The organism is Lacticaseibacillus paracasei subsp. paracasei, from assembly GCF_000829035.1.
Taxonomy (GTDB): Bacteria; Bacillota; Bacilli; order Lactobacillales; family Lactobacillaceae; genus Lacticaseibacillus; species Lacticaseibacillus paracasei.
Window position 1 is genome coordinate 1,401,254 of the sequence record NZ_AP012541.1, and the last position, 17,629, is coordinate 1,418,882.

Sequence of the window (17,629 nt, forward strand, 5' to 3'; positions counted from 1 at the left end):
TAACCGTCGGCAATTACATTGATCTACAGGAGGCTTATGATGGCAGAAGTACAAACCCCAAAACAGATCGTTGAAAAACTCGATCAATATGTCATTGGACAAGATGATGCAAAACGGGCCGTCGCGGTTGCCTTGTATAACCGTTATCGGCGAATGCAATTATCGCCAAAAATGCAAGAAGAGATTAACCCGAAAAACTTACTGATGATCGGACCAACCGGTGTCGGGAAAACCGAAATTGCACGACGACTGGCGAAAATAGTTGAGGCGCCATTTGTGAAGGTGGAAGCGACTAAGTTTACGGAAGTTGGCTACGTTGGCCGTGACGTCGAATCCATGGTCCGAGATCTTGCCGAAACTGCCGTTGCCATGGAAGAAGAGAAGCAATTTTCAAAGGTTCGCATACGTGCCGAAAAAGAAGCCAATAAGCGTTTGGTTAAAATTTTAGTGCCGGCCATTCGTAAGGAAAAGAATACCAATCCGATGGCCGAGATGATGAGCATGTTGCAAGGGATGCAAAATGGCAAAATGCCAGCTGGCGATGATGCAGACGCAGGCGGCGAAGTGACCGATGATATTCGCAATAAGCGTTTGAGCGTGGCAGAGCAACTGGAAAAAGGATTACTTGAAGATCATGAAATCACCGTTGCTGTCAATGATGAGAAAAAAGGCGGTGGCATGGGTGACATGTACGGTCAGATGGGCATTGATCTAAGCGACACCATTGGCGCTTTAATGCCTAAGAAAAAGGTTGAGCGGACCATGACCGTCAAAGAAGCTCGCGAAATCTTCATCAAAGAGGAATCTGACAAACTGGTCAATCATGCCGACATCTATCACGACGCCATTCAAAGTGCCGAGAATAACGGGATCATTTTCATCGACGAAATCGATAAAATTGCTGCAGGAAACAAGCATAATAGCGGCGAAGTTTCGCGTGAAGGTGTGCAGCGAGATATTTTACCGATTGTAGAAGGATCGCAGATTAACACTAAGTATGGTCCTATCAATACGGATCACATCTTGTTCATTGGATCAGGTGCGTTTGCCGAGGCTAAGCCTAGTGATTTGATTGCTGAACTTCAAGGGCGTTTTCCAATTCGGGTTGAATTGAAGGACTTAACCGAAAAAGACTTTGTGCGGATCTTGACCGAGCCAGACAATGCTTTGATCAAGCAGTATATCGCCTTGATTGGTGCAGATGGCGTGAAGATTACCTTCACGAAGGAAGCGGTTGATCGAATTGCAGAGATTGCGACTCAGGTCAACCACGACACTGATAATATTGGAGCGCGGCGACTGGCGACCATTCTTGAAAAACTGCTTGAAGACGTACTTTATGAAGGTCCAGATATGGCGATGGGCAGTGTGACCGTCACCCAGCAATATGTGGATGACAAGATTGGCCATATTGCGGCTGATTCAAACATGACGCGGTATATTTTGTAGTTAACAATAATGTTGTAGGTAAAGGATGAGGATGTATGGTAACGATTGCAAATGACTTTTTGACAGTTAAAATCAGTCGGCATTGTGCTGAACTGACCAGTATCAAAGATAACCTGACAGGCAGGGAGCGTCTGTGGCAAGCAGATCCTGCGGTGTGGGGTCGCCACGCCCCGGTCTTGTTCCCGATTGTTGGGGCGCTGGCTGACAATCAATATCATTACGCAGGCAAGACTTACCACATGGGCCAGCACGGTTTTGCCCGTGATCGTGATTTCACGGTGCTCTCTGCGACACCGTTTAAAGCGAGCTTCGTTCTGAAGGATGATGACAAAACGCGGGCGATGTACCCGTTCGCTTTTCGTTTAATCATCACGTTTGCACTAGAAAATAACAATCTACATGTCACGTATCACGTTGACAATCCGGACAAAAGTGAGCCACTGTTCTTTAGCATCGGCGGCCATCCGGGCTTCAAGGTCCCAATGACGCCGGATACTCAATTCTCCGATTATTATTTGAACTTCAAACCGCGTAAGTCGCTTGTTCAGATTCCATTGGTTGCTGGTGAAGGCATTGATTACACGCACCGGACCTTGGCTGCAACTGATGCCAATTTGGCCTTAACGCACGAAACATTTGATCATGATGCTTTAATTTTCGCGTTGCTTGGTAAGACAACCTTCAACTTGGTTTCTGACAAGACGAAACATGGTGTCAGCGTTACCATGACCGATACCCCATATCTGGGCGTTTGGAGTCCGTATCCAACCACTGGCGACTTTGTCTGCATCGAACCTTGGTGGGGCATCGCCGACACGATTGGCAGCACTGGCGACCTGACGCGCAAACTTGGGATCAATCGACTTGAACCTGGCACGGCATTTGAGAAGGGTTACATGATCAGCATTTTCTAAGGTGTCATCAGTTTGTCGATTAGGTACATGAAAAAAAGACATCCAGTTTCGGATGTCTTTTTGGTTGCCATCAAAAGGTGACTAGGAGCGGCCCCGGTGTTGACGAAGATATTGGCCTAAGCCAAAGGGCACCATATTTTCATCTCCGGCCTTGATGCGTTTGAAGTTTGCCCGATGTTTGATCAAAAAGACAACCAGCAACCCGCAGGCAACAGTTGTCAGCAACCAATCATGGTAAACAAGCGACCAAGCTGTGATCAACACCATACCCAGTGTGCTGGCAACGCTGACCATGGACGTTAGCAAGATCAAACTAAACCAGATGGCAAATGCAATAACAAAAAATGGCGGATTATATGCAAGTAAAATGCCAGCGCTAGTTGCCACCGCCTTACCGCCTCTAAAGCGAATGTAGATCGAAAATGTATGACCGAATACGGCCGCTAAACCCACGATCAGCACCAGCCAATGATGCTCGATGCCAAAGAGAATGGGTAAGCTGGCAGCCAACGTGCCTTTTAAGATATCCAGCACCAAGACAATTGAGCCGCCGACTGGCCCTAACATGCGATAAGCATTTGTGGTGCCAATATTGTGACTCCCGCCTTTGCGGATATCCGTGTGATAAAAGAGTTTACCAATGACCACACCAAACGGGATGGCGCCTATGAAATACGCGAGTATAAAACAAAGCACAAGTATCAAATGTGCCCCTCCTCTCAAACTAGAAACTATTTTAGCATTTTTGACTTTTGAGTGATACGTCAGTAGAATAAAACGAACGTACATTCGAATAAAACCTGTGAAGCGGGTTGTGGCGCGATTTGGTGGCGTCTTGTGCAAGGATCATGGCGGGGCACAGCGTAGATATGGTGCCAGCGGGCGATGAATTTCACGTCAAGAAGTCATAGTTATGTGCCATGCTTAGGGAAGTGCGGTTTTCTGCTGAGCTTTGGGCCATTGACACGGCTAATAAAATTTAAATGAACAATGATGGTATTAGCCAGCTGGGTCGATTTTGAGGAGAAAACAGGAGTCCTGAGAGCAATACGGTGAGGTCTGCTGTTGATGGTGTTGATGCCTAAACGCACTCGCAGCAACCTGCGTGTAAGGACCTTGGGTGCAATGGTCAAAGTCCAACCATCGCACCCAAGGCCGCTTATGCTCCGGTTTCTAATCGGGCTGGCTCGCGCTCTTATTTTTTATTTCTGAAATCTCAACGCGTGGTGTATTCTATAACTTAGTTGTTCAAAAAAGGGAGTTTACTATGGATAAAGCAACGCAAGCATATAATGATTCATCCATTCAGGTGCTGCATGGCTTGGAAGCTGTGCGGAAGCGTCCGGGGATGTATATTGGTTCCACCGATGGCCGCGGTTTGCATCACTTGGTCTATGAAATCGTGGACAACTCTGTCGATGAAGCGCTCGCGGGGTTTGGGGATGAGATCAATGTGACGATTCACGCCGATAACTCTGTGACCGTACAGGATCATGGTCGCGGGATGCCAACGGGGATGCATCCGAGCGGCAAACCGACGATTGAAGTCATTTTGACCGTGCTACATGCCGGCGGGAAATTTAACCAAAATAGTTACAAAACATCTGGTGGCTTGCATGGGGTTGGCTCAAGCGTCGTCAATGCCTTATCGGAATCATTAACCGTGCGAGTTGTGCGGGATAAGCGCGCATTTGAAGAACATTTCATCAATGGCGGTCATCCTGATGGCACGCTGCAGAAGTTAGGAAAAGTCAACGAACCGAATGGCACGACCATCACGTTCAAGCCGGACCCGACTATTTTTCAAACCACCGTCTTCAGTTATGATACCTTGGCCGAACGCTTGCGCGAATCAGCCTTTCTACTGAAAAATATCACGATTAATCTGACTGATGAACGCACCGGCAAGCATGACAGTTATCACTACCCTGATGGCTTGGTCAGTTTTGTTAAATACCTTAATGAAGGCAAAGACGCATTGTCACAGGTGATCAATTTTGAAGGCAAAAAGGACGGTATCGTGGTTGATTTTGCCGGCCAATATAACGATGGCTATTCTGAAAACCTGATTTCGTTTGTTAATAACGTTCGCACTGGTGATGGCGGGACGCATGAAATTGGCTTGCGCAGCGGCATGACGCGAGCATTCAATGAATTTGCCCGAAAAGTCGGCTTGCTGAAGGAACGCGACAAGAACCTTGAAGGCAGTGATGTGCGTGAAGGTTTTGCAGGTATTTTAAGTGTCCGCATTCCAGAAGAAATTTTGCAATTTGAGGGCCAGACAAAGGGCAAGCTTGGTACGCCGCAAGCCCGCACTGTGGTCGATGGGATTGTCTATGACAAGCTGTCAACTTTTTTGATGGAAAACGGTGAAGAGTCGCAAGAGTTGGTTCGTAAAGCCGTCAAAGCCCGTGATGCGCGGGAAGCGGCTCGAAAAGCACGCGATGATAGCCGGACGGGACGCAAGCGCAAGAAGGATCAAGGCTTGCTTTCCGGTAAATTAACCCCGGCGCAAACCAAGAACCCTAAGCGTAACGAATTGTATCTCGTCGAAGGGGATTCTGCCGGTGGTTCAGCTAAACAAGGCCGAGACCGGAAGTTTCAGGCGATCTTGCCATTGCGAGGGAAAGTACTGAATACTCAGAAGGCCAAGTTACAGGACATCGTTAAAAACGAAGAAATCAATACGATGATTTACACCATCGGCGCTGGTGTCGGTGCGGATTTTGATATGCAGCAGGCCAACTACGACAAAATCATTATTATGACTGATGCGGATACTGATGGCGCGCATATTCAGATTTTGCTACTAACCTTCTTTTATCGCTACATGCGGCCGCTGATTGACGCTGGCCGAATTTACATTGCTTTGCCACCATTGTACCGGCTGCAAAAAGGCGCTGGTGCTAAAACCAAGATCAGTTATGCTTGGACCGATGAAGAGTTGGCCAAAGAGACCAAAGCCATGGGCAAGGGTTACACATTGACCCGATTTAAAGGACTGGGGGAAATGAATGCCGATCAGCTTTGGGAAACGACTATGAATCCTGAGACGCGGACTTTGATCCGGGTTCGGATTGACGATGCTCAGCTGGCGGAACGACGCGTGACCACTTTGATGGGTGATCGCGTTGAGCCGCGTCGGGAATGGATTGAGCATAACGTCAAGTTTGATATGGATGACGACGGCAGTATTTTGGAAACCCCGACTGCTAATCACGAAAAATTACAGTTTGGTGCCAAGCAAATCGTCAAACAACTGGACAAGAAAGGAAAGTAAAAGCCATTGGCCAATCAGATTCAAGAACTGACCTTAGAAGAGGTCATGGGCGACCGGTTTGGCCGGTACTCGAAATACATTATTCAAGAACGGGCGCTGCCTGATGTGCGTGACGGCCTCAAACCGGTTCAGCGTCGCATTTTATTTGCGATGAACCAAGATGGCAATACGTATGATAAGGGCTTCCGCAAGTCGGCTAAAAGTGTCGGGAATGTCATGGGTAATTATCATCCCCACGGCGACAGCTCCATTTATGAAGCGATGGTTCGGCTAAGCCAGGATTGGAAGTTACGGGCCCCACTGATTCAGATGCACGGGAATAACGGTTCCATGGATGGTGATCCGCCAGCTGCAATGCGCTATACGGAAGCGCGTTTAAGCAAAATCAGCAAGGAAATGCTGGCCGATATCGATAAGGAAACCGTCGATATGGTGTTGAACTTTGATGACACGGCACAGGAACCAACTGTGTTGCCCGCAGGATTTCCGAATTTGCTGGTGAATGGTGCAACGGGCATCTCTGCAGGTTACGCGACCGAAATTCCGCCGCATAACTTGCGTGAAGTGATCAATGCGGTCTTATACTTGCTGAAGCATCCCACTGCTGATTTAGATACTTTAATGCAATACGTCAAGGGTCCCGATTTTCCAACAGGTGGGATTATTCAAGGGCTTGATGGTATCAAGCAAGCTTACGAAACCGGTCGCGGTAAAATCGTGGTTCGTTCTCGGACACACATCGAAACCATTCGTGGCGGTCGTGAGAAGATCGTGGTCACTGAGATTCCGTATGATGTCAATAAAGCGCAGATGATTAAAAAAATCGATGAATTACGCATCAACAAAAAAGTGGACGGTATTGCCGAAGTCCGTGACGAAAGCGACCGTTTTGGGCTTAGCGTTGTCATCGAATTAAAAAAAGAAGCCGATGCACATGGCATCTTAAACTATTTATTTAAAAATACCGATCTGCAAATTGCATACAACTTTAACATGGTCGCTATTGCCGACATGCAGCCGAAGTTACTAGGACTCAAGGCCATGTTGGAAGCATACGTCGAACATCGACGCGATGTGGTCACTCGGCGAACGCGTTTTGACCTCAACAAGGCCGCTGCTCGACAGCACATTGTCGAAGGCTTGATCAAAATGCTATCGATTTTGGATCAGGTCATCGCCGCGATTCGTGCTTCCAAGGATAAAGGAGATGCTAAGCGTAACTTAGTCAAGAAGTTTGATTTTTCGGAAGCTCAGGCGGAAGCGATTGTTTCCTTGCAGCTGTATCGATTGACCAATACCGATATCACGGCTTTACAGAAAGAAGCAGCACAATTGGCGAAAGCAATCGCCGAGTATCAAGATATTTTGGCCCGCCCCGCTGCCCGCGATCGGGTGATTGAAGGCGAGTTGAAGCGGATTGCCAAGGAGTACGGGGATGATCGTCGCAGCAGCATTCAAGCCAAAATTGAAACGCTTGAAGTGGCGACAACGGTGACGGTGGCTGATGAAACCGTTATGGTGCAGGTTTCTCGTGATGGGTACGTTAAACGCAGTTCACTGCGCAGTTATCAGGCGGTTGATCCGGCCGACAATGGTTTGAAGGCCAATGATCTTGCCATTTTCACTGGCGAACTGAGTACGTTGCAGCATCTTTACATCGTGACAAATGCCGGAAATGTCATTTATCGACCAGTGCATGAAATTAGTGATGCGCGTTGGAAAGACACCGGCGAACACTTAAGTCAAACAGTTGGCCTTGGCTCTGACGAAAAAGTCTTGGCAGTGTTTGCTTTTGATCAACTCGATGGCGCTGGCAGTTTTGTGTTAGGGTCAAGTGACGGGTACATCAAACAAACTGCCTTAAGTGATTTGCAGCCGCAACGGACGTACAAGAGTAAGCCGATGATGGCGATGAAGCTGAAAGACCCAGCCGCGATTGTCACCAATGCATACTTCACGACTGATCAGCAACAGGATGTCTTTGTGGTCAGCCGCCACGCTTACGGACTGACATTCCCGTTAAGCGATGTGTCAACTGTCGGTGCCCGGGCAACCGGCGTTAAAAGTATGGATCTAAAGCCAGACGATGAGGTTGTCAATTTCATTCTAGTGAAGGATCCAACTACGGCTAAGGTCGGTATTTTGACCCAACGTGGCGCCTTCAAAAAGATGGCCTTAAGCGAGGTCGGGGAAATGAGTCGTGCCCGTCGTGGTTTACTGGTCTTGCGTGAGCTTAAGCGTGATCCGCATCGGATTGTCGCGATGATGTCAGTCGATGACGCTACCCGCCTGAATGTTTTGACCGATACGGGTAAGGTAACGACCCTTAATCCGGTACAACATCCAGCAGGTGACCGCTATTCGAATGGTTCGTTTGTCATTGACACTGATGTCCTTGGCAAGCCAGTTTTTGTTCAAACCAAAGAAGAACCAGCAGATCAAGTCGAATAAATGGTGATCATTGACGCCACTGTCTGTACTAATACAGATGGTGGCATTTTTGATTATTATAGGACAGATCAGTTGTGCACAATTTAACAAAATGACGAAATCATGGGCGAAAAGAAGCGACGAAGCACACTTAAAAAACAATATAACGCCTATTATATGGGCAATAAAACGCTTGCATAGATTTGGCGGCGTGTTATACTGTGTTTGTAAGAACTGTCACATCTGTAATCCACTTTAGGAGGCAAACAACTATGAAACAGCTTGACGAAACCAAAGTTCCTAATTATTGGGAAGGCTTTAACGGCGGCGACTGGCAAGAAGAAATTAATGTGCGCGATTTTATCGAGCATAACCTGAACCAATATGACGGGGACGAAAGTTTCCTTGCTGGCCCCACTGAAGCGACAACAGTCCTGAACAATCAGGTTCTAAATTTAAAGAAGCAAGAACGTGCAAATGGCGGTGTTTTGGATGCTGACAACAATATTCCTTCTACGATCACCTCACACGGACCTGGTTATTTGAACAAAGATCTTGAAAAGATTGTTGGTGTTCAGACCGACAAGCCATTCAAACGAGCATTCATGCCATTTGGCGGTATTCGAATGGCTGAAGATGCATTGGAATCTTATGGCTTCAAGACAGATCCTCAAGAACACAAGATTTTCAATGAATATCGTAAGACCCATAACCAAGGTGTCTTTGATGCTTATACCCCTGATATGCGAAAGGCTCGCCATTACAAGATCGTGACTGGCTTGCCAGACGCATACGGCCGTGGCCGGATTGTTTCTGATTTCCCACGGATCGCTGTTTACGGGATCGATCGTTTAATGGCTGAGAAGTTCAAGGATTATAACTTGACCGGCGACGGCGAAATGACTGACGATGTAATCAAACTGCGTGAAGAAATCAATGAACAATATCGTGCCTTAAACGACATGAAGAAGATGGCCAAGGAATATGGCTATGACATCTCGCGTCCGGCAGCTAATGCGCAAGAAGCTGTTCAGTGGATCTACTTTGGCTATCTGGCTGCTGTTAAGACGCAAAACGGTGCCGCAATGTCCGTTGGCCGGATCGATACGGTTATTGATGCTTATATCCAACGCGATATGCGCTTAGGCAAATTGAACGAAGAACAGGCACAGGAACTGATTGATCATTTGGTTATGAAATTGCGGATGGTTCGTTTCATCCGGACTGAAGAATATAACTCACTGTTCTCAGGCGATCCAATCTGGGCAACCTTGTCATTGGCAGGAATGGGCAATGATGGCCGTCACCACGTTACCAAGACGGCTTTCCGTTTCCTGAAGACTTTGGACAACATGGGCGCAGCACCAGAACCAAACATCACCTTGCTTTGGAGCGAACGCTTGCCAGAAGGATTCAAACGCTATGCAACCGAAGTATCCATCCAAAGTTCAACCATTCAATATGAAAATGATGACCTGATGCGCAACGAATGGGGTACCGATTACTACGGTATTGCTTGCTGTGTCTCGGCACAACCAATTGCTGATGGCGTTCAATACTTTGGTGCCCGTGCTAACTTAGCTAAGACAGTTCTGTATGCGATCAACGGTGGGAAAGATGAAATTCAGGAAGCGCAAGTAGGGCCTGAATATGCACCGATCACCAGCGATTACATTGATTACAAAGAATTCATGAATAAGTTCGACAAGATGATGGACTGGCTGGCCGACACGTATGTCAATGCTTTGAATGTGATTCACTATATGAATGACAAGTATTATTATGAAGCTGCACAGCTGGCATTGAAGGATACCCAACTGAACCGGACCTTCGCAACCGGGATTTCCGGCCTGTCACACGCGGTTGATTCCATCAGTGCAATCAAGTATGGTCATGTCAAGGCAATTCGCGATGAAAACGGTGTTGCAGTTGACTTCGTTGCTGACAATGATGACTATCCACGTTATGGTAACAACGATGATAGCGCTGATGACATCGCTAAGTGGTTGGTTAAGACCTTCTATAACAAGATGAACACGCATCATCTGTATCGCGGCGCGAAGTTGAGCACCAGTGTCCTGACCATTACTTCCAACGTGGTTTATGGTAAGAATACAGGGACAACACCAAACGGTCGTCAAAAAGGCGAACCATTCTCACCAGGTGCCAACCCGGCATATGGCGCAGAAAAGAACGGCGCACTGGCATCCCTGATGTCCACCGCCAAGATTCCGTATCATTACGCAACTGACGGCATTAGTAATACGTTTGGGGTTACTCCGAACACACTGGGCCACGATGATGAAACTCGTAAGGATACCTTGGTTCACATGGTTGACGGCTATATGGAAAACAGCGGCATGCATTTGAACATCAACGTCTTCAACAAGGAGACCCTGATTGATGCTCAGAAGCACCCAGAAGAATACCCAACATTGACCGTTCGGGTTTCTGGCTACTGCGTCTACTTCGCAGATTTGACCAAGGAACAACAAGACGATGTCATTGCTCGGACCTTCTTCGAAGAAATGTAAGCAGCTTAACTCAAGACAGGAAGCCATTCCTGTTTTGCCAAAAGACGGCAACGATGCTGTTGCCGTTTTTTGGCAGAATGAAATGAAAATCAATTGAAAACGACACATGATGTTGTAGTGGAGGCAATAAGATGAAACTCATCGATCAGTCACAAAGCCCATTAAATATCTTAGAACAAGTTGGTCAGGATCATGATGGCCCGATCAAAGGGTATGTTCACTCGGTCGAAAGTTTTGGTTCGGTCGATGGCCCTGGTATTCGCTTCGTTGTCTTTATGCAAGGGTGTCGCATGCGTTGCCAGTATTGTCACAACCCTGACACCTGGAACATTGGGGTTGGTGAAGAAATGACGGCCGATCAAATTTTGGCGGATGCCCAGCGCTATAAAGCATTCTGGGGTGACCAAGGGGGTATTACCTGCAGTGGCGGTGAGAGTTTGGTACAAATCGATTTCATTCTCGAACTCTTCACCAAGGCTAAGGCACTGGGAATTTCGACTTGCCTCGATACGTCAGGCGGCCCCTTCACGCGTGACCAACCGTGGTTTGGCCAGTTTGAAAAGCTGATGGCTGTTACTGACATCTCATTAGTTGATATTAAACACATTGATTCGGCCGAGCATAAAAAGCTCACCGGTTTTCCTAATGAGAATATTTTGGATATGGTGCAGTATATGTCGGCGCATGGTGATGACATGTGGATTCGCCACGTTCTGGTCCCGGAACGCACTGACTTTGACCCTTATCTCAAACGGTTAGGGGACTATATTGCGACATTGGACAAAAACGTGGTCCAAAAAGTTGAGATTCTTCCGTATCACACGTTAGGCGTTAAAAAGTATCACGAGCTTGGCATTACGTACCCGCTTGAAGGCATCGAACCGCCGTCTGCCGATCGCGTTAAGAATGCAGAGAATCTGCTGCACGTTAAGGATTATACCGGATGGCAAAGCTGGCGTCCGAAACCAGTTGCGAGCAACTGAATCTTTAGCTAGAACTTAACGTAACGATTAAAAACGCGGCAAATTCGTTGCGTTTTTTTTCATTGCCACTTATGATGATGGTTGAACGATATTATTAAATTATAAACGAAAGGGAAGCCGCCCTATGAAAACGAAACAAGAGCGCATTTTTTCCTCAAAGACACTAACTTATTTTCTGCAATTGGCAGAAACCATGAACTACACCCAAGCCGCCCAATTGCTTGGCATTACCCAGCCAGCCTTAACACAGCAGATCAAGAAATTGGAACGGACGGTGGGGGCACCGCTGTTTTATTCTGTCGGGAAGAAACTGCATTTATCTGACGCTGGTCAGACCATGTTAAAGTCAACCCATGAGATCTACGAGATCTTGAACCAGACAACCGACGAAATTCAACAAACAACCAGTGCAACCGTCGGAAAAATCAATATTGGGTTATTAAGCTCAATTGAGGATAGCGCCTTTATTGCGTTCATTGCTCATTACTATCAACTGAATCCTGAAGTTGAAGTAACGCTACGGATGATGACCCGTCACGAAATTTGGGAATCCTTGGAAAACAACCAGATTGATTTGGCTATCATGAATCTGCCAGATGAGACCATTAAGAACTGGAAACCATACGCCAGCAAGAAAATTATTGATGAACAATTGCTGTTCTTGCACCACGATGACGCCTTGGCTAACCGTAAGCGAATCCATTTCAAAGATACTTTAGCTGAACCTTGGGCAACTTATCCTGACGACTATTTCCTTGGACAGCTTCTGCGTGAGGCGTACAAGAATCAAATGGTTGATTTCCCGCACGTGGTCGCACATTTCACCACGCCATATCAGTTAACCCAATTCGTTAACTTGTCAGGGGTCAACACGGCCTTACCAACCAGTTTTGTTCGGGCACGCGCTGATCAAATCAAGGCCTATGCTATTGCGTTTGATCCGGCCATTCGCTTTGAGATTTCTTTTGTTTATCGCAAAGAGAAAGCTGACATTCCGCGGATCTCGAACTTCTTCCAGACCTTTGACGATTATCTGAAGGAAAAAGATTACTTGTCGCGGGTCAGTGAAAACCGTGTTAAACTTGATAAGTAAACTATTCAGTTGAGGAGCGATCAGATAAGATGACGACTTTGATTTTTGGGCATCAGAACCCGGACACCGACGCGATTACGAGTGCCATGAGCTGGGCAGAATTTCAGAAACAGGCAGGCAACACGGATGTTGAGGCGGTAGCATTAGGCGGACCGAACGATGAAACTAAGTTCGTCCTTGATCACTTTAAGGTTCAGGCACCGCGGGTTATCAAGACGGCAGCCAACGAGACGGATCATGTCATGTTGGTTGATCACAACGAATTTCAACAAAGTGTCAGTGATATCGAAGACGTGACGATTGATTCTGTTGTCGACCATCATCGCATCGCTAACTTCCACACGGCAGCGCCGCTGTTTTACCGAGCAGAACCGGTTGGCAGCACCAATACCGTCATTTTTGAGATGTTCCAAGAATATGGCTTCAAGATTTCGCCAACATTGGCTGGTTTGATGGCTTCTGGTTTGATTTCAGACACGCTGTTGTTGAAATCGCCGACCGCAACCGATAAGGATAAGAAGATTTTGCCAGAAATGGCGAAGATTGCCGGAATTGATTTGCAGTCATATGGTCTTGCCATGCTGAAGGCAGGTACTAATTTGGCCGCCAAGTCAGATATGGACATTATCGAAGGCGATGCTAAGAGTTTCACCATGGGCGGCAAGTCTATTCGCATCGGACAGGTCAATACCGTTGATCTGAACGACATTTACGCACGTCAGGACGAATTGATCAGTGCCATGACCAAAGAGGCGCAGGCGAAAGGCTACGACGATTTCCTGCTGATTGCCACTGACATCTTGGACAGCAATTCAACTGGTTTCGCAGTCGGTGCTGACCGCGATAAAATCGCCAGTGCTTTCAACGAACAGTTCGACAAGGACGCGCGTTTGGCATTGCCTGGGGTTGTTTCCCGCAAAAAACAGGTCGTTCCGCCAATGCAGAGCACGTTTGAAGGTTAACTTTCATCTTTAATTGCACACAATTGTTCTAAGGAAAGTCGCAGCTAGCCAGTTGCGGCTTTTTTGTTTGCAAAAAGTCTCTAGCCATCTTTTTGCGAAATCTGTTAAATATAAAGCTGACTAGCAGCTCGTGATGCGTGAATTTGAAATTCGTGTAGTAATTCGCGGGTCGAATCAACAGCAAGTTGTCATGGGTCATTTTGGCTGGTTTTGAGGCATGCTGAGAGACGCATTCTGAGACGAGTTCGGGAATTCAACTCCCCAGTTTACAATTCAAGTGCAACACCCTGACGACTAGACCATAAAGGCCATGAAGACCTATTCTTGTTAGTGCTAGCTAAACAAGAAAGCAGGAATCTTCATGACCCACTCTCAGACTAACACCCACAAGCATTACCAACAACTCAGTTTTAGCGACCGTGCTACAATTCAGGCCCTTCAGGCTGCTGGTGACACCGCGACCGTGATTGCACAGAAGCTTCATCGCAGTAAAGCGACAATCTCACGAGAAATCACGCGTGGATCTGTAACTCAGCTCGACTCGAAGCGTCACTCGCATCAAGTCTATCTTGCGGAAACTGCCCAAGCCATGCACGACCGTAAACGCGATAGAACCGGTCACTACGCCTTTCTTAAGACCGGCCGTGCGTTCTTCAAGGCTCTCGCCAGGGAGCTTACTCGTAAGCCGCGCGTACACAGCGTTGATAGCTTCGTACACTTCTATCGCGACCAGGGCAAGGCTTGCCCTTCAACGACAACTGTCTATCGCTACATCGACGCCGGGCTGCTTGAGCTAGACAACATGACACTTCCCAAGAAGCTCCGACGCCGCATCAAAGGCTATAAGAACGCCCACAAGCGCAAGAATAAGAAGATATACGGCGACTCAATCGAGTTGCGTCCTGCGGCCGTGAATGACCGCACAGGCGTGGGACATTGGGAAGGCGACTTGGTCAAAGGTATTCGCTTAGCTGATGAGCCAGCATTAATGACGCTCACAGAACGGTACAGCCGGACTGAGATCATCGTCAAGATTCCTGACTATCATGCGGGCACCTGCCTTAAAGCCTTGCAGGACACGATCGACGACTACGGGGCCAAGGAATTTGAGAGTATCACTTTTGACAATGGTTCCGAGTTTGCCAAGTTATCAGAGATTGTTGGAACCCAGATTTACTTCGCACATCCGTACTCGCCTTGGGAGCGTGGCACAAACGAGAACGCCAATGGACTGCTTAGGGAATTCTTCCCGAAAGGGAAGTCTCTCAGAGCAATTACCCTGGTTGAAATTCAAGCAGTCCAATCCGCACTGAACCATCGTCCCAGACGTATTCTGAACTATCTTCGCCCATGCGATTACTACCGATGCATGGCGTAACAGCCTAGACCACTATCAAGAATTCGTTATCATCGTTGCACTTGACTTGAAAATTGAGGTCGGGAATTCAACTTGATAGTTGTTCGTCGCAAGTGACTTAACGAAAAAAACTCAAGCAAAAAATATCCAATGATTTATCCAAAGATTGTAGAAGCTTTTAAAGACTTGGCTGCAAGCAGCGGTTCAAAAAATGAGGCGACTATCAGGTGCTGTATGAAATTGCGAATCAAATAATCGCCAACGTAAATATTGCGAGAATGGCACGATGCCGTCTCTTCAAACACTACTTCGCATAATATATATTATGTAAACTAGAATATAAATAATTGGCTTTGCCACTTGATCTGCGAATCTGGGTGTCCCCTCTTTCAGATGGCTGTCAAAAATTTGTGGTCCGGACATGATGTTGGTGGTGGCGATTGAACTTTTTACCAAGGCAATCAATTATGACTTGGGTTGTTGCGTTTGCGCTGAGTTGCATGCATTTGTTTGATTGAAAATGTCATGCCAGCCAAAACCAGAAAAGTGCATATCAATTCAAGCTTCATGATGTTGTGAGATTCTCGTCAGTTAGCCGGCTTCGAGTTGCTTGATGATTTTTTGAGTTGTGTAGTTTGAAATTGACTCAACAACAATTGAGGGTCACGTAACATTCAGCAAATTTATTTTGATGACCAATGGCCAAAATAAGTTTGCTGAATGATTGACCGAAGTGAACTCATTTAATAGCCGAATTCATGCCAGAATTATGCCAGCTTAAATTTGTGTGACCAACAGGTGTTTGCTGACATCTTTGCTCACCTTTGGATAAAGCTAAAACTTTATTCAATTCTGCTTCACATGGCAGAACAATGGCTGAACTAGCACCACCGTTCATTTTTCATCAACACTAGCCCTCGCCAAGGACAGTTGTTTTCGCGTATACTAACATTATCTAAAAGAAAACATACGTTCGAGGTGAAATCTGTGTCGACACAAAATTATTCGAAATTAATTCATACAATGCTACCTGCCCTGCCGGATTACATTCAGGACTATTATCAGAGTCAAAAAGCGATCCCGATCGCCGATTCGACGCTGTATCAGTATTTACATTTTTATCAAGAGTTTCTGAACTGGCTGATTAACAGTGGTGTGACGGTCGCTTCCTCACCGCAAACCGTCCCGCTGACCGTGTTAGAACATTTGTCGTTGCGTGATGCCCAGGCATTTATGGCGTATTTGCTTGAACGGCCTTCCAAGACGCACCACAACAAGCGAATGACGCGTCGCAGTGTCGCTTTGCGCTTAGTCGGGATCAAGGCGCTTTATCGATTTTTGACGGAGGAAAGTGAACCCCATGCAGATGGCGAACCTTATTTCTATCGGAATGTCTGGAACAAGGTAAAACTTAAAACCCATACTGAAACTGCGAGTTACCGAAACCACAAGCTACAGGAAATGCTGTTTGTGGACGGTGAAGATGCTAAGTTTTTACAGTGGTTGGATCAAAGTTATGCGCAACAACTGCCAGCCAAGCCGCGGCGCTATTTTGAGGCGACAAAAGTGCGCAACTTGGCCATGATTGCCTTACTGTTTGGCTCAGGGGTTCGTGTCAGCGAATTGGTGAATATGAATCTGGAAGATTTGAACATGGATCGGCATACGGTCCAAGTTGTTCGCAAAGGTAACTTTCAGGATCGCGTCAATTTTGCAGACTGGATTGATCCGTATGTTCAGGCTTACTTAACGCAGCGAGCGGCTATTATCGGTTATCAAAAGCCGACTTCTCCCCTGTTTGTGACAGTTGTCGGCCAAAAAATCAATCGGATTCGCCAAAATACAATCGAAGCCTTTTTCAAGCGCTATACAACCGATTATGGTCGGCCATCAACACCACATAAGGCCCGGCACACTTTGGGAACCAATATTTATACGGTCACCAAGGATGTACAGCAGGTTGCGGATCAGCTTGGGCAGACGACCACAAGCGCAACAGATCTGTATATCAATCTCAGTGATAAAAGCGGTAAAGAAGCCTTGCGTGAGGTTTCTGAAACGGCCGCAAAAGCAACCGATCGCGGGCATGAACAAGCTTAATTGACGAGAGATGGTTACTGAAGTTGATCATCGAGTCTTTTGAAAGCTTATTTCGCCAGACCAGCCTATAATCGAGTCAGATCGAAACGGGAAGGTGGGATTGATTGTGTTAGATGTTAAAGATTCAGTGAACCGATTAGCATGGACTACGGAGCATCATTTCCTGCATATTCAGGCCCGACATGATTTTATGCGGGCATGGGCAGTTCAATTTGAGATGGCGTATACGGACTTTCGAGTGATTCAGATGGCGCTGCAACTTGGCGGCGAACAATATCATGATTTGCTAAAGCGGTTTGTGGCCGCCTATGAAGCGGTGTATGCCTATGAGTATGCCTTTGCTGCTGGCGGGTTGGCTGGTTTTGACGAGCAGTTTGCCGATAAAATGGCGGACTATCAAACAGCTGAGCAAACGCTGTTGAAGATCATTGATGAAATCAAGGCATTGCAGCCGGCTTAATTGCTGGCATCAACGAAAAAAGCGTCGAGCGACAGTATTTTTACTGGCGTTTCGACGCTTTTTTTAG

The 17,629-nt window shown here is 46.8% G+C and carries 12 protein-coding genes; 11 read left to right on the forward strand and 1 reads right to left on the reverse strand.

Annotated features, from left to right (window positions below; translation table 11 throughout):
- Positions 1-39: 39 nt before the first annotated feature.
- Entirely contained in the window at positions 40-1,449 is a 1,410-nt protein-coding gene (gene hslU, locus LBPC_RS06925; protein ID WP_016383376.1) for an ATP-dependent protease ATPase subunit HslU, read from the forward strand.
- Between the two features lie 35 nt (positions 1,450-1,484).
- The gene (locus LBPC_RS06930; RefSeq protein WP_003660928.1) at positions 1,485-2,363 is read left to right on the forward strand and encodes an aldose 1-epimerase family protein; all 879 of its coding nucleotides are present in this window, start codon (positions 1,485-1,487) and stop codon (positions 2,361-2,363) included.
- 81 nt (positions 2,364-2,444) lie between these two features.
- Here LBPC_RS06930 and plsY read toward each other — a convergent pair whose 3' ends face one another.
- A complete protein-coding gene (gene plsY, locus LBPC_RS06935) occupies positions 2,445-3,068 on the reverse strand; it encodes a glycerol-3-phosphate 1-O-acyltransferase PlsY (RefSeq protein ID WP_016383375.1) in 624 nt (207 codons plus the stop codon).
- A gap of 562 nt (positions 3,069-3,630) precedes the next feature.
- Here plsY and parE point away from each other — a divergent pair.
- The 9 genes from parE (at position 3,631) to LBPC_RS06980 (ending at position 17,562) form a co-directional block, all read left to right on the forward strand.
- Entirely contained in the window at positions 3,631-5,643 is a 2,013-nt protein-coding gene (parE, locus tag LBPC_RS06940; RefSeq protein ID WP_003660926.1) for a DNA topoisomerase IV subunit B, read from the forward strand.
- Between the two features lie 6 nt (positions 5,644-5,649).
- Positions 5,650-8,094 carry a DNA topoisomerase IV subunit A gene (parC, locus tag LBPC_RS06945; RefSeq protein WP_003660925.1) on the forward strand — a complete coding sequence of 815 codons (2,445 nt, stop codon included), beginning with the start codon at positions 5,650-5,652 and terminating at the stop codon, positions 8,092-8,094.
- Between the two features lie 251 nt (positions 8,095-8,345).
- Positions 8,346-10,607, forward strand: coding sequence for a formate C-acetyltransferase (pflB, locus tag LBPC_RS06950; protein WP_003660924.1), 2,262 nt, complete (start codon positions 8,346-8,348; stop codon positions 10,605-10,607).
- A 131-nt stretch (positions 10,608-10,738) separates the two neighbouring features.
- Positions 10,739-11,590, forward strand: coding sequence for a pyruvate formate-lyase-activating protein (gene pflA / locus LBPC_RS06955; protein ID WP_003570339.1), 852 nt, complete (start codon positions 10,739-10,741; stop codon positions 11,588-11,590).
- Positions 11,591-11,714: 124 nt separating this feature from the next.
- The gene (locus LBPC_RS06960) at positions 11,715-12,683 is read left to right on the forward strand and encodes a LysR family transcriptional regulator (protein ID WP_003565438.1); all 969 of its coding nucleotides are present in this window, start codon (positions 11,715-11,717) and stop codon (positions 12,681-12,683) included.
- Positions 12,684-12,712: 29 nt separating this feature from the next.
- The gene (locus tag LBPC_RS06965; protein WP_003598664.1) at positions 12,713-13,645 is read left to right on the forward strand and encodes a manganese-dependent inorganic pyrophosphatase; all 933 of its coding nucleotides are present in this window, start codon (positions 12,713-12,715) and stop codon (positions 13,643-13,645) included.
- 361 nt (positions 13,646-14,006) lie between these two features.
- Positions 14,007-15,023 carry an IS30 family transposase gene (locus LBPC_RS06970; RefSeq protein WP_003596308.1) on the forward strand — a complete coding sequence of 339 codons (1,017 nt, stop codon included), beginning with the start codon at positions 14,007-14,009 and terminating at the stop codon, positions 15,021-15,023.
- Between the two features lie 966 nt (positions 15,024-15,989).
- Positions 15,990-17,102, forward strand: coding sequence for a tyrosine recombinase XerS (gene xerS, locus LBPC_RS06975; protein WP_003660919.1), 1,113 nt, complete (start codon positions 15,990-15,992; stop codon positions 17,100-17,102).
- A gap of 106 nt (positions 17,103-17,208) precedes the next feature.
- Positions 17,209-17,562 (forward strand): hypothetical protein, encoded by a 354-nt coding sequence (locus LBPC_RS06980; RefSeq protein ID WP_016383373.1) that lies wholly within the window; start codon positions 17,209-17,211, stop codon positions 17,560-17,562.
- The last annotated feature ends 67 nt before the right edge of the window (positions 17,563-17,629 follow it).